13 protein-coding genes are annotated in these 13107 nt (G+C 45.0%); 8 read left to right on the forward strand and 5 right to left on the reverse strand.

The genetic code is table 11. The features are described from left to right. The first annotated feature begins 38 nt into the window (after nucleotides 1–38). The 6 genes from G6047_RS09825 to G6047_RS09850 are packed head-to-tail and all read left to right on the forward strand — an operon-like array spanning nucleotide 39 to nucleotide 6101. Nucleotides 39–911 (forward strand): AraC family transcriptional regulator, encoded by an 873-nt coding sequence (locus G6047_RS09825; RefSeq protein WP_169527436.1) that lies wholly within the window; start codon nucleotides 39–41, stop codon nucleotides 909–911. Between the two features lie 16 nt (nucleotides 912–927). Next, nucleotides 928–1959 carry a ferrochelatase gene (hemH, locus tag G6047_RS09830; RefSeq protein ID WP_169527437.1) on the forward strand — a complete coding sequence of 344 codons (1032 nt, stop codon included), beginning with the start codon at nucleotides 928–930 and terminating at the stop codon, nucleotides 1957–1959. Then, complete coding sequence (locus tag G6047_RS09835; RefSeq protein ID WP_169527438.1) at nucleotides 1960–3306, forward strand: MATE family efflux transporter; 1347 nt, start codon at nucleotides 1960–1962, stop codon at nucleotides 3304–3306. Further along, nucleotides 3299–3844, forward strand: coding sequence for a CopD family protein (locus tag G6047_RS09840; RefSeq protein WP_169527439.1), 546 nt, complete (start codon nucleotides 3299–3301; stop codon nucleotides 3842–3844). Before G6047_RS09835 ends, G6047_RS09840 begins: the two co-directional genes overlap by 8 nt. A gap of 57 nt (nucleotides 3845–3901) precedes the next feature. Beyond that, nucleotides 3902–5317, forward strand: coding sequence for an ATP-binding protein (locus G6047_RS09845; RefSeq protein ID WP_169527568.1), 1416 nt, complete (start codon nucleotides 3902–3904; stop codon nucleotides 5315–5317). Between the two features lies 1 nt (nucleotide 5318). Continuing rightward, nucleotides 5319–6101, forward strand: coding sequence for an enoyl-CoA hydratase/isomerase family protein (locus G6047_RS09850; protein WP_169527440.1), 783 nt, complete (start codon nucleotides 5319–5321; stop codon nucleotides 6099–6101). 60 nt (nucleotides 6102–6161) lie between these two features. On the opposite strand, the gene G6047_RS09855 is transcribed toward G6047_RS09850, so the two are convergent. Then, complete coding sequence (locus G6047_RS09855; protein ID WP_169527441.1) at nucleotides 6162–7052, reverse strand: NAD(P)H-binding protein; 891 nt, start codon at nucleotides 7050–7052, stop codon at nucleotides 6162–6164. 82 nt (nucleotides 7053–7134) lie between these two features. Between G6047_RS09855 and G6047_RS09860 the strand changes: the two genes are divergently transcribed. Continuing rightward, nucleotides 7135–7572 (forward strand): winged helix-turn-helix transcriptional regulator, encoded by a 438-nt coding sequence (locus G6047_RS09860; RefSeq protein ID WP_169527442.1) that lies wholly within the window; start codon nucleotides 7135–7137, stop codon nucleotides 7570–7572. Nucleotides 7573–7797: 225 nt separating this feature from the next. Here the strand turns inward: G6047_RS09860 and G6047_RS09865 are convergent, their stop codons facing one another. The 4 genes from G6047_RS09865 to G6047_RS09880 form a co-directional block, all read right to left on the reverse strand. Further along, complete coding sequence (locus G6047_RS09865) at nucleotides 7798–9261, reverse strand: hypothetical protein (protein WP_169527443.1); 1464 nt, start codon at nucleotides 9259–9261, stop codon at nucleotides 7798–7800. Nucleotides 9262–9360: 99 nt separating this feature from the next. After that, nucleotides 9361–10011: an HD domain-containing protein gene (locus G6047_RS09870; protein WP_169527444.1), complete on the reverse strand. Its 651-nt coding sequence runs from the start codon at nucleotides 10009–10011 to the stop codon at nucleotides 9361–9363. Beyond that, nucleotides 10011–11003, reverse strand: a complete 993-nt coding sequence (locus G6047_RS09875; protein WP_169527445.1) for an acyl-ACP desaturase — start codon at nucleotides 11001–11003, stop codon at nucleotides 10011–10013. The genes G6047_RS09870 and G6047_RS09875 overlap by 1 nt, the downstream gene beginning before the upstream one ends. 11 nt (nucleotides 11004–11014) lie before the next feature. Beyond that, nucleotides 11015–11749 (reverse strand): lysophospholipid acyltransferase family protein, encoded by a 735-nt coding sequence (locus G6047_RS09880; protein ID WP_169527446.1) that lies wholly within the window; start codon nucleotides 11747–11749, stop codon nucleotides 11015–11017. Nucleotides 11750–12088: 339 nt separating this feature from the next. On the opposite strand from G6047_RS09880, the gene recA reads away from it, so the two are divergent. Further along, a complete protein-coding gene (gene recA, locus G6047_RS09885) occupies nucleotides 12089–13090 on the forward strand; it encodes a recombinase RecA (RefSeq protein ID WP_169527447.1) in 1002 nt (333 codons plus the stop codon). The last annotated feature ends 17 nt before the right edge of the window (nucleotides 13091–13107 follow it).

Below are 13107 nucleotides of genomic sequence, written 5' to 3' on the forward strand. Positions count from 1 at the left end.
TGCTGTTTTACATCAGCTATCACTAAAAAAATATCGCTATGGGTTCTCAGGAAGTCATTAAAATTGAAGATGATTTTTATCTGCTTCGTTTCCAGAACGATTCACCGGAAATGTTTCGGGCAGAACGTCAAATCCATCAAGGGTTGATCCAGTTCCATTTCGGGCTCAAAGGACGTGCGAAGTTCATTTTCAATCAGGGAACGTATGCACTAGATCTTCGGGAGGAAAAGTCATTATTGCTGTATAATCCGACAAAGGAATTACCGCTGAACCTTGAAATTTCACCGAATTCATGGGTAATCTCCGTCATCATTTCCATTAAGAAATTCCATGCGTTATTTTCTTCGGAAGCGGATGTGATTCCATTTCTATCGGCTGAAAACAAGGACAGGAAATATTATAACGAAGCCGATATTTCCCCGTCGATGGCCATCACGCTGAACCAGTTGTTTCATTTCAATTTGCATCCGTCGATCAAAAACCTGTATTACAAAGGAAAAGGTTACGAATTGTTGAGCCTGTATTTCAACAGAACCGAAGATCCGGACGCCGAACAATGTCCGTTTCTCGTCGATGAGGAAAACGTCCTCAAAATCCGAAAGGCCAAAGACATTGTCATCGCAAACATGGCCGAACCGCCCGGATTACAGGAACTCGCCGATCAGGTCGGCCTTAATCTGAAAAAACTCAAAGTGGGTTTCAAGCAGATTTACGGTGATTCGGTCTACAGCTTTCTGTTCGATTACAAAATGGAAGTGGCACGCAAACTTTTGGAAGAAGGCACGCACAACGTCAATGAAGCCGGACTCAAAATCGGGTATTCGACGGCGAGTCATTTTATATCGGCTTTCCGCAAAAAATTCGGCACTACACCAAAAAAATATCTGATGTCGATCAATGTATCGGCATAATTCCATATACTTTATAATGAAAGGCGTTCTTTTAGTAAACCTCGGTTCCCCAAATTCCCCGACACCCAAAGATGTAAAACCCTATCTCGATGAATTTCTCATGGACAAATACGTGATCGATGTGCCGTATTTGCTTCGTGCGCTTCTTGTCCGCGGGATTATTTTGAGAAAAAGACCTGAAGAATCGGCACACGCTTACAGCAAAATATGGACGGAGGACGGTTCGCCCTTGATTGTAATCTCGAAAAAATTCTACAACAAAGTCAAGGCAAAATCTGATGTTCCGGTAGCACTTGCGATGCGTTATGGAAAACCGTCGATCGAATCCGGATTGAAGGAATTATCGGAACAAGGTGTCGATGAAGTCTTACTGTTTCCATTGTATCCTCAATATGCTATGGCGTCGACCAAAACCATTGAAGTATTGGCAGAAGAAATCCGCGCGAAGCAATTTCCACAGATGAAAATATCGGAAGTTCCTGCCTTTTACAATCGGCCAGATTATATAAAGAATCTATCGGATTTGATCGCTGAACATTTAAAAGATTTCCAATACGATCACTTGCTTTTCTCCTACCACGGCATTCCCGAAAGGCACATCCGCAAGACCGACATCACCAAATCGCATTGTAAGATTGACGGACAATGTTGCGTCACTGCTTCACCTGCGCACCAATTCTGCTATCGCCACCAATGTTATGAAACCACGCGGTTGGTCGTGGAAAAACTCGGAATCGCCAAAGAAAAATATAGCCTGACATTCCAATCGCGTTTGGCCGGAGACAAATGGCTGGAACCATATACCGATATCGAAATCAACAAAATGCCCAATCAGGGAATCAAAAATCTCGCTGTCGTAACGCCTGCTTTTGTCGCCGATTGCTTGGAAACACTCGAAGAAATCGGGATGCGTGCCAACGAAGATTTCAAATCCCACGGAGGTGAAAATTTTCTCGCTATTCCATGTCTAAACGACAATGACGATTGGGTCGAAACGGCTTCCAACTGGATTTCTCAATGGGTCGCCACAGATAAAGTCCTCGCATAAATGGCAGAATCGACCGAAGCCTTCGGAACCGGTGACATTAGAACGTTGCTGCTCAAACAAGCTGTTCCGGCTTCGATTGGCATTCTTTTTTTGACCGTCAACTTGCTCGTCGATACGATTCTCGTCGGTCGTTGGGTCGGAGGAAACGCGATTGCGGCTTTGACGGTCGTAACTCCGGTTTCCTTTTTTATCGCTTCATTGGGATTGGCGATTGGCGTTGGCGGAAGCTCGGTTTTGTCACGTGCGTTGGGTTCGGGAAACCGCGAAAAAGCAGAAAAGACCGTCGCGCATCAATTGCTGCTTACCTTTTTGCTTTCGAGCCTGATCGTCATCATCGGATTGGTTTTTTCCGATGGCATGCTGAAACTTTTCGGGGCACAAGGTTCAATACTTGAATCGGCGAAAGCCTTTTATTTTCCAATACTTATTGCAGGTCCTTTACAGGCAATTGCGGCTATGGCAAGTAGCGTGATGCGGGCCGAAGACAAAGCCCGTCTGGCTATGATCGCGTTGATTGTTCCATCTGTCATGAACCTGGTTTTCGATGTTATTTTCATCAAAGTGCTCGATTGGGGCGTTTTTGGAGCTGCAATGGCAACGGCGATTTCTTTTGCCATGGGCTTTTTATATGTGGTTTGGTTCTTCATCACAAAAAGTGAAATCCGGTTGTCATTCAAGCATTTTGTTCCCGATTTTAAACTCGCTGGAGAAATATCGGCTTTAAGCGGAACGACGTTGGCCAGACAAAGTGTGATTTCAGTCCTATCGGTTTTGCTCAATCATGTTTTGTACGATCACGGTGGCGAAACTTCGGTCACGGTTTACGGAATCGTGAGCAAAATGTTAATGTTCGCGCTGTTCCCGGTCAACGGAATTACGGAAGGTTTCCAGCCGATTGCCGGATATAATTTCGGGGCGAAGAAATACGACCGGGTTCAAAAGGTCATCAAACTTTCGCTGCTTTACGCTTGCGGATTCGCTATTGTGATTTACGGGCTGATATTGATTTTTGCAGAGCACATCGTTTCTGTTTTCATCAAAGATGCTGACGTTTTGAAAGAGACACCGAATGCCTTGCGTTGGGTTTTTGCAGCGTCTCCGGTGATTGCGGTCCAACTTATCGGATCGGCCTATTTCCAGGCAAAAGGCAACGCATTGAAATCTTTATTGCTGACGCTGACCAAACAAGGTTTTTTCCTGATTCCGCTAATTCTGATCCTACCCGATAAATTTGGTATTTTTGGGGTTTGGGTTTCGTTCCCTATTGCTGATACCCTGGCCGTTTGCGTCACCGGTTCGTTCCTGTGGCTTGATGTCCGACATAAACTTTCCCAACAAAATGGATAGCTATCCGTACCTGAAATCGCTTCATTTAATCTTCGTGATCACTTGGTTCGCGGGGCTTTTTTATATTGTCAGATTGTTCGTCTACCAAATCGAGGCATCTGAAAAACCATCGCCTGAAAAAAAAATTTTGCAGAAGCAGTATAATTTGATGGCGTATCGATTATGGTATATCATCACCTGGCCCTCTGCAATCCTTGCTAGTTTATTCGCCTTCTCACTCTTGTATTTGGCTCCCGAATGGCTGAACCAATCCTGGATGCATGTCAAATTGTGCTTCGTAGTTTTGCTGTACGCCTATCATTTGAAATGCCACCAGATCTTCAACCAATTACAGCGGAACGAAATAAAACACACCTCGAATTTCATGCGGTTGTGGAACGAAGGCGCTACGATAATCTTATTCGCGGTCGTATTTTTAGCGGTGATGAAAAATGCCGTAAACTGGATTTTTGGGGTTGTCGGAATTATCTTGTTTTCGGTGCTGATCATGCTCGGATTCCGGTTCTACAAAAGGATCAGAGAAAAGAACAATAGTTAAATGGCTTCCTGGTTCAACATATCGTTGCTTTCGCTGCGGACACGGATTTTCCTGTCGATGATTGTGTTGATCGTACTCGCATCTGTTTTACTGGCTTCAATTTCCATTATCCAATTCCGCAATGAGGCCAAGGAATACCATCAGGACCGATTGGAGAACAAGGAAAATGCCATCAAGGAACATATCAATTATGTGCTTTCTACCACGACGTATCCGCTGACAACGCGAAACCTGCCGCTCATTTTTAAAGACAGAATCCACGAATTGTCAGACATCCATAACCTTGAAATCAATATGTACGGGTTGGATGGAAAACTGCTCATCTCGTCCAAATCGTCATTTTCGATCGATAGTGTCGCGCCACCGGTTCCGCCCTATGTCTTGAAATTGGTGAATTCCTCGATTGAAAAACGGTACGTCGATATCAAGACGGTGGACGGATTCAAGAATCGCTCAGCTTATAGTCAAATTAAAGACGACAAGTTCAAGCCGCTCGGGATTTTGAATTTGCCTTATGTGGAAGACGACGGATTTTACGACAAGGAACTCCGGAACTTTTTGATCCGATTGTCCCAGGTTTACGGCTTTACGATTGTCATTGCGTTCGGGCTTGCCTATTTCTTATCGACCTATATCACCCAATCGCTCAAGACCATTTCTGATCGTATCAACGAAACGAGTTTCCTCCAAAAAAATAAAAAAATCTACCTCAAAGCCAACAGTAAAGAAATCGATTCCCTGATCAAAGCATACAACGGAATGGTGGGCGAACTCGAAAAAAGCGCCATCAAACTCGCCCAAAGTGAACGTGAGGAAGCCTGGCGTGAAATGGCGAAACAGGTGGCACATGAAATCAAGAATCCGCTTACGCCTATGCGTTTGACCGTCCAGAGTTTCCAGCGAAAATTTGATCCGAACGATCCGGACTTAAAACAAAAACTCAACGATTATTCCCAAACGCTTATCCAACAGATTGATACGATGAGCGCAGTGGCATCGGCATTTTCGAACTTCGCATCGATGCCGGCCCAGCAGAATGAGTCGCTGAACGTAGTCGAAGTGGTGGAACTGGCACTCGATATTTTCAATGAAGCATTTGTGGTTTTCATCTGCAAGGAAAAAGAAATCACAACCCAATTCGACCGTACCCAGTTGATCCGGATCATTACGAACCTGGTCAAAAACGCGACCCAGGCCATTCCGGAAGACCAGGATTATAAATTGGTCGTGGTTCGGTTGGACCGCAATGAACAATGGATCAAGATTTCGGTAAAAGACAATGGAAACGGTATATTGCCGGAAAACGTGTCTCATATTTTTGAGCCGAAATTCACGACCAAATCCAGCGGAATGGGCCTTGGACTTGGCATCATCAAAAACATCATAGAAAATTATAACGGAACGATTACCTTTGAGACCGAGGCCGGAAAAGGCACCGAATTCATTGTTACACTTCCAATAAGCACTACTTAAAATGGCATTTGAAAACATCCTGATAGAAGACCAAAACGGACTTACAACAGTAACCATAAATCGTCCTGACAAACTCAACGCACTGAACAAAGCGACCATCAAAGAACTCAGTGAAGCCTTTACCCAACTTGAAAATGACGATACTACACGCGTCATCATTTTAACCGGAAGCGGAACCAAATCTTTCGTGGCCGGAGCCGATATTTCGGAGTTTGCCGATTTCGACGAAGAACAGGGAACGGCACTTGCCGCAACCGGACACGACATTCTTTTCAACCTCATCGAGAACCTGAGAAAACCTGTGATAGCAGCCGTTAACGGATTTGCGCTTGGTGGCGGATTGGAACTGGCTATGGCGTGCCACTTCAGGATTGCATCGGACAATTCCAAAATGGGTTTGCCGGAAGTTACACTCGGACTGATTCCGGGTTATGGCGGAACACAGCGTTTACCTCAATTGGTCGGAAAAGGAAAAGCGATGGAAATGATTCTCTCCGCGACCATGCTTACTGCCGATGAAGCTTTGCAATGGGGTTTGGTCAACCAGGTCGTGCCTCAGGAACAATTGCTCGAAACCGTTTCTGGAATCGCTCAGAAAATTGCCAAAAATGCACCGCTGGCACTTTCAAAAGCGATAGAAACGGTGAATGCCGGTTTCAATAAGGATTCAGATGGTTTTATGACCGAAGTACGCGCGTTCGGATATTGTTTTGCCACAGAAGATTTCAAGGAAGGAACGACGGCATTTTTGGAGAAACGGAAACCTTCTTTTAACGGAAAATAATAATCTATTACCAATAAAAAAAGCCGGACACAACATCCGGCCTTTTCTATTTTACATCTTTTAGGCATTGTATGCCGGCACAAAAACCTCTTTCACAAAATCGGCAAAAGATCTTTTTCCCCTTACGATTTCCTGCGGACGCGCATCGACTTCTTCCCACGAACGTCCTTCGCGGAACGCATCGCCCATTTCGACAAAGGATTGTGCGGCACTTTCCGAGAAACCATGTTGGATCAACGCACCTTTATAATCTGCGGCGGGGAATTGTACCCAAGGCAATTCCGGTTTTCCGATGGCATTTCCTATTGTCGACGCGATTTCATTGTTTGTCGTTTCCTGAGAAATGATGAAGCGATAGGTTGTTCCGGCAACTGGATTTTGCAAGGCATCGGCCGCCACATCTGCAATATCAGCCGGATGTGTGAGCAACATTCTGGATTCAGGCGAGGTATTGTCACCGATGATTCCGGCGGCTTTGATAAGCCCGATCGACGGCAGGTAATTCACATAGAATCCGCCCGGACGCAAATAGGTGATGTTGACATTCTGAAGGTCATTGTATGTTTTTTCGACCAAAGTCAACGCACTCAATGGTCCGTTTCCGAGTGGAAGATGTGCGCCCATGCTGCTTAGAACAACAAGGTTTTTGACACCGCTTTTCTTTACGGCTTCGGCATAGATTTTTCCGGCTTCTGAAATATAAGCTGTCATATCGGCGGCGCGGTAATCCGGCGGAATCATCAGGTAGACTGAATCAGCTCCGGAGAATGTCTCTGTAAGGAAATCTGCATTGTCCAATTCGCCAATCGCAGCTTTTGCTCCGAGGTTTTCTATTTCTGATTTGCGCTCCGGTGTTCTGGAAACAACGATGACATCGTGGCCGTTTGCAACTAAATTCTTGGTAAGCGGAAGGCTGATATTGCCCAAAGCGCCTGTAACTATTATTTTCATGTGAAAGAGTTTTTTAATTCGCGAACAAAGTTATATTTGCACTTACTTTTATACAAGTACTTACCCTAAAGTGTGTATTACAATGGCAAAAATCAAAGAAAGCTCGACAATCCAGGAAAACAAAAAAGCCGCAATCATAGAATGTCCCGTGACGTATGTAATGGAGAAGATCGGCGGCTACTGGAAACCGATTATTCTTTTCCAGCTGATGTCGGGCGAAAAGAGGTACAACGAACTGCGTCGCGGCATTCCGCCAATTACCGAGAAAATGCTGATCCAAAATTTGAAACAACTTGAAGCCGAAAACCTCATCATACGTGAGGCGCGTCCGGTTGTGCCGCCACATGTGACGTACAGGCTCAGTGAATCCGGAATCAGTTTGCAGAAAGTGTTGCGGGCGATGGCCGACTGGGTCGTTGAGGAAAGCGTCAAAAATGGCATTCCGTTGAGCAAGAACCTGGGTGATTTTCCTGCCGTAATGGATAAATGGGAAGCGCGCATCAGGATGGAACGGATGTAACGTATTTGGAAACTTCTTCTGGAAACTACTGCCTAGCCCAGATTTGAACAGAAAGCCCGCAAGGTTGCAAAACCTGGTTTTTAGGGAGAAACACAGCGACCAACGGAAGCTTGTGTGGCGACTATAAAAACCAGATTTGCAACCGCGGACTTGAAGTGGAAGCTCGATTGGCTCCCATAAAAAAACCGGACGAATTGCCCGGCTTATTTACACATTTCTCAAGACTCATTTCTTGCACTGGTTGTATTCCTTGATAATGGTTTCCAGGCTTTCCTGCAGCTTCAAATCCATTTTGCCTGCGGCGATTTCCTTTGACAGTTCCGGACAATCTTTTAGATATTCGGCAAGTGCGGCCGAGAGTTTTTCATTGTTGCGACGGTCAATCATCTGGCCTTCGTCTTTATTCTTGAGCTTGATGACGAACCTATCTGTCTCTATTGGATCGACGAGCAATTGATTTCCGTTTTCCTCGAACAACAGCTTGTAGAAATAGGCATTCGTAAAGCCGAGAGACATGGCATTTGATAACTTTTTGGCCGAATCGCCTTTGACTTTCATGCCGTAATAACAACCGTTGGATTGTTCTTTCCCATCGACACAGAAATAGGTTTTGTCATTGGCGGTCAATGTCGTGCTGCGCTCTTTTCCTTTTTCGTTCAGGTATTTCACAGTGACTTTCTTGCCATAATTATCAATTGCATCCACAACCTGATTGTCGCCGGTTTGGTTGACATCGAGCTTTTCGAACTGGCACGTGATCTTTCCGGTGTATTTGACGCCTTTTTCATCTACGGCGTAACCGTTGATCTGATAGACATTGATGCTTCTTTCCTTAGCTAGCGCGACTTTTTTGGCTTGAAGCTGACGGTCGTAGGTCTTGGCCTGATGTCCGAGCATAATAACTCTCGAAACCAATTCCTCGATCAGCTGCTGGTGGAACAAGGTGTTATCACCATGGGCGTAACGGCGTTTGGCGCGATAGGTAAAGGTGTCGTTGTTGAACAAGGTCACTTTGACATCATTCTCGAATTTGTCGTTGAGTTCGGCCCGGGCAACCTGGATGCCGTCAAGGTCGAAAACCTGGATTGGCGCGTTTTGCCCGAGTGGCTGGAAATTAGAGATACCCATGACTTTTCCGACGATGTCCTTACCCATTTGTCCTCCAAAAACCACGGTTCCATCATTCTTCACGAACGGACGGATTCGGCCTACTTTGGCATCGAAATCGGCTTTGTTGGCGGCTGCTTCGGCTGTAGCTCCGGCAATGCCACCGCGGTATTTTCCGTCGAGATCTTCCTTGTGCGTTTCGAAGAATTCATCGAGCTTGGCAGTATTGATTCCATTGGCGTCGATGAGGCCGTATTTTTGGGAAAGCAGGTTGAGGATGATTTTGGAGGTACTGAAAGCAGTGATCAGCACTTCGTATTCGATTTCGCTCTTTTTGGAATTATCGGGATTCGTGATGGTCAGCCATTGGGCGGCGACTTGTTTGTCCTGCATCAGCGAGTTGTATTTGACCGAGAAAACCTTGGTTCCGTCAAGGGCCGAAAAATCATAATTGTCGCGCGAGGTTTCTTTCATGATGGCGACTTCCTTATCTCCGGAAAGTATCTTGTCTTTTTTAAGTGAAATTTTTTGAGAGATTGCCAGAACGGGCAAAAGCAGTAGAATCAGCAGTATTTTTTTCATCTTCATTTTTCAACTTATTTGTTAGCGGCCGCAAATGTACGTGCTAATTAAGAGTAAGCTGCTTTATCCCAAATATTTAACTTTTCCGGTTTATGGAAATTACTTTTCACCGTTCCATTCAGCGTGGAACTGATCGAGGAATTGTTGCATGAATTCATGACGCTGGGCCGCGACGCGTTTTCCGGTTTCGGTGTTCATGCGGTCTTTTAGAAGCAGCAGTTTTTCGTAGAAATGATTGAGCGTTGGCGATTTGGAGTTTTTATATTCGTCTTTGGTCATGGACAGATTCGGTTCGATGGCCGGATCAAACAACGCCCGATTCTTGAATCCGCCGTAATTGAAAGCCCTTGCGATTCCGATGGCGCCAATGGCATCCAATCTGTCCGCATCCTGGACAATATCGAGTTCTTTGGACGAAAATGTCTTTTGGAAATTACCGCCTTTGAACGAAATGTTTTCGATAATGGCAACGACATGATTGATGGTTTCCGGATTGGCATTCTGGGATTCGAGGAATTCACGCGCGACTTTCGGCCCTACGGTTTCGTCTCCGTCATGGAACTTACTATCAGCCACATCGTGAAGCAAGGCTCCGAGTTCCACGATTTCCAGATTGGCATTTTCGCTTTCGCAGATGAGTCTCGCATTTTTCCAGACGCGTTCCATATGGAACCAGTCGTGACCGGCTTCGGCTCCTTCGAGTTTTGACTTTACGAAATGGACGGTGTTTTGAATCAGTGACTGATCCATCACAAATTAAAACCGGCAGGATTGACCCATTTGAAAATGTGTGATTCTTTTGGGATGACCAATCTTTCTGAAATCCGTGCCATACGCGCCGGAAGTTTCATGAGGTAATCACGGGCTTTTTCGGCTTCGTCCGTTAGGTTTGAGATATCGGCGATTTTCCAGCGATCGATGAGCTTTTGCAGAATTTCGACATAATCGGCAGAAGTGTAGACACCAATGCGCTGGGCAGAATCTGAGAAATGTTCGAATGCCGAACTGATCTTATCACCCGATTCTCTCAGGAAATGGGCCGGCATGACGATTTTGAGTTTCATCATGTGTTGGAACGCCAGCATCATTTCGCTTGGATCGACCTCGAAGATACGGGTAACGAATTCGCTATAAGCATTATGGTGGCGCATTTCATCACCTGCAATCATCTTACACATCTTGGAAAGTCCTTTGGCACCGTGTTGCTTGGCCAATTGGGAAACTCTGTTATGTGAGACATAGGTAGCCAATTCCTGGAAACTGGTATAAACGAAGTTTTTGTACGGATCACGGTCGGTTCCGATGTCGAATCCGTCGGCGATAAGATGTTGCGTCGTCATTTCGATTTCACGCATATTGACGCGGCCAGACAGATATAGATATTTGTTCAGCAAATCACCATGTCGGTTTTCTTCTGCAGTCCATTGACGTACCCACATAGACCAGCCATTGCGTTCCACCTGTCCGACACCATCAACATCCATAAGCCACGATTCATACGTTGGAAGTGCTTCTTCGGTAATCATGTCACCAATGAGCGTAATCCAGAAATCGTATGGCAAATCTGCGGCGACTTCACGCAATTCACGTACTTGCTCGTAGAAATTCTCGTTTTGGGAATCAGGCAGAAAGTCGGTCGGTTGCCAGATTTTTTCGACAGGGATAAGGTAATTATCGACGTAGTTTTCGACATCCTTTTCCAGGAATTTCATGACTTCAAGCCGAACGTTGTATGTAGACATTGTATGGTATTTTAATTTACTATTGCGCTTTTGACAGCGGCTTCGGTATATTCCATGATTTCATCGAAAGTATGGCCTTGCACCGAAATAGGTTCGTGAACGGTAAACGTCAGCCGGTTGCCCAGCCCGAATGGAAAACCGCCGAATTTGACCATCTTCCAGGAATTATTTATGGTCAGCGGAACGACATAGGCCGATGGTGCCGACTTGCACAATATTTTCAATCCGGTTTGGGCAAAATCCTTTGGCACGCCATTTTTACTGCGTGTTCCTTCGGGGAAAATTACCGCCGACCTGTTGAACTTTTCAATATATTTTCCCATTCCGCCAATAACCGGTATGGCTTGTTTGGGATCTTTTCGGTCAATGAGAACGGAGCCTCCGTGTCTCAAATTGTAGGAAACACTTGGAATTCCTTTGCCCAATTCCTTTTTGCTGACGAATTTGGGATGAAAATCGCGCAAGAACCAGATGATGGCAATAATGTCATACAGGCTCTGGTGGTTAGCTGCGATAATCAACGGTACGCCTTTCGGAATACGCTCACGATGCCTGAACCGATACCTGGTTCCTAATATATAGGTACACGCAACGAGTGCCCCGTTGAGATAATCGACACTTTTTTTGTGTGCCTGATATCCGAACAGATTAAAACAAATCCATTGTATCGGTTGGAAAACTATCAGGCATAATAAAAAGCAGATAGCATACAGGAACGATACAGGATAGGATACGATTTTCTCCATTTACCGAAATAAAATGCCCAAAATTAAGGAATTTAAAAAGATTAGGGGTTAACAATTATCATTGGTTTTCGTTTATTTAAAAGTGGGCTGATTAAAACGTGAATTTAACAATTGATACAGAAAAACTGTAATTATCATTACGTAAAGGATTTTACTTTAGCCGAAGTAGAATTATCAGAAAAACAACCCGATACCTTTACGCCAAAATGAAGAATACACCCCATTATAACATCAGGTTGTTTTTTTCTGATAATCACCTTTGCATAGTTGCCGACAGTTGTCCGAGCGGAAAAAAAAAGTACATTTACCAAACTAAAAAAATCTATAAAAGCCTATAAAATGAGTTCAGAAAAAGAAGCCAAACTCAAAGCGCTCCAACTCACCTTGGACAAGCTCGACAAGACCTACGGAAAGGGAACAGTAATGAAAATGGGCGACCAGGCGGTCGAAGAGGTCGAAGTCATTCCATCGGGTTCGCTCGGGGTAGATCTGGCTCTTGGCGTCAACGGTTATCCAAAAGGACGTATCATTGAAATCTACGGCCCGGAATCATCGGGTAAAACCACGCTTACCTTACACGCCATTGCGGAAGCACAGAAAATGGGTGGCATCGCCGCTTTCATCGATGCGGAACATGCATTCGACAGGAGCTATGCAGAAAAGCTCGGTGTCAACATAGACGAGCTTATCATTTCACAACCGGATAATGGTGAACAGGCACTTGAAATTGCCGAAAACCTTATCCGTTCGGGAGCTATCGACATTGTCGTGATCGACTCGGTTGCGGCCCTTACGCCAAAAAGTGAAATCGAAGGTGAAATGGGTGATTCCAAAATGGGATTGCATGCCCGATTGATGTCACAGGCGTTGCGTAAACTTACAGCTACGATCAGCAAGACGAATTGTACGGTGTTCTTCATCAACCAGCTTCGCGAAAAAATCGGGGTGATGTTTGGAAATCCCGAAACCACTACCGGAGGTAATGCATTGAAATTCTATGCTTCAATCCGTCTTGACATCCGCAGAAGCTCACAAATCAAGGACGGAGACAACGTAATCGGCAACCGCACTAAAGTAAAAGTCGTAAAGAACAAAGTAGCACCGCCGTTTAAATTCGCCGAATTCGACATCATGTACGGAGAAGGCGTTTCCAAAACCGGTGAAATCCTCGATTTAGCCGTTGAATATGAAATCGTGAAAAAGTCAGGGTCGTGGTTCAGTTATATGGACACTAAACTCGGCCAGGGTCGCGACGCAGTAAAGCTGATGATAAAGGATAATCCGGAATTATCTGACGAACTAGAAGAAAAAATCAAAACCAAGATCAAAGAAAATGCATAATTGAAAGCCCGGTATTT

Origin of the sequence: Flavobacterium silvaticum (assembly GCF_012911565.1) — a bacterium.
Taxonomy (GTDB): Bacteria; Bacteroidota; Bacteroidia; order Flavobacteriales; family Flavobacteriaceae; genus Flavobacterium; species Flavobacterium silvaticum.

Coding starts and splice junctions, on each gene's coding strand:
- G6047_RS09880 (WP_169527446.1), bottom strand. CDS start 11,749: ATGGAGAAAATCGTATCCTATCCTGTATCGTTCCTGTATGCTATCTGC.
- G6047_RS09835 (WP_169527438.1), top strand. CDS start 1,960: ATGGCAGAATCGACCGAAGCCTTCGGAACCGGTGACATTAGAACGTTG.
- G6047_RS09875 (WP_169527445.1), bottom strand. CDS start 11,003: ATGTCTACATACAACGTTCGGCTTGAAGTCATGAAATTCCTGGAAAAG.
- G6047_RS09845 (WP_169527568.1), top strand. CDS start 3,902: ATGATTGTGTTGATCGTACTCGCATCTGTTTTACTGGCTTCAATTTCC.
- hemH (WP_169527437.1), top strand. CDS start 928: ATGAAAGGCGTTCTTTTAGTAAACCTCGGTTCCCCAAATTCCCCGACA.
- G6047_RS09855 (WP_169527441.1), bottom strand. CDS start 7,052: ATGAAAATAATAGTTACAGGCGCTTTGGGCAATATCAGCCTTCCGCTT.
- G6047_RS09850 (WP_169527440.1), top strand. CDS start 5,319: ATGGCATTTGAAAACATCCTGATAGAAGACCAAAACGGACTTACAACA.
- G6047_RS09825 (WP_169527436.1), top strand. CDS start 39: ATGGGTTCTCAGGAAGTCATTAAAATTGAAGATGATTTTTATCTGCTT.
- G6047_RS09870 (WP_169527444.1), bottom strand. CDS start 10,011: ATGGATCAGTCACTGATTCAAAACACCGTCCATTTCGTAAAGTCAAAA.
- G6047_RS09840 (WP_169527439.1), top strand. CDS start 3,299: ATGGATAGCTATCCGTACCTGAAATCGCTTCATTTAATCTTCGTGATC.
- G6047_RS09865 (WP_169527443.1), bottom strand. CDS start 9,261: ATGAAAAAAATACTGCTGATTCTACTGCTTTTGCCCGTTCTGGCAATC.
- recA (WP_169527447.1), top strand. CDS start 12,089: ATGAGTTCAGAAAAAGAAGCCAAACTCAAAGCGCTCCAACTCACCTTG.
- G6047_RS09860 (WP_169527442.1), top strand. CDS start 7,135: ATGGCAAAAATCAAAGAAAGCTCGACAATCCAGGAAAACAAAAAAGCC.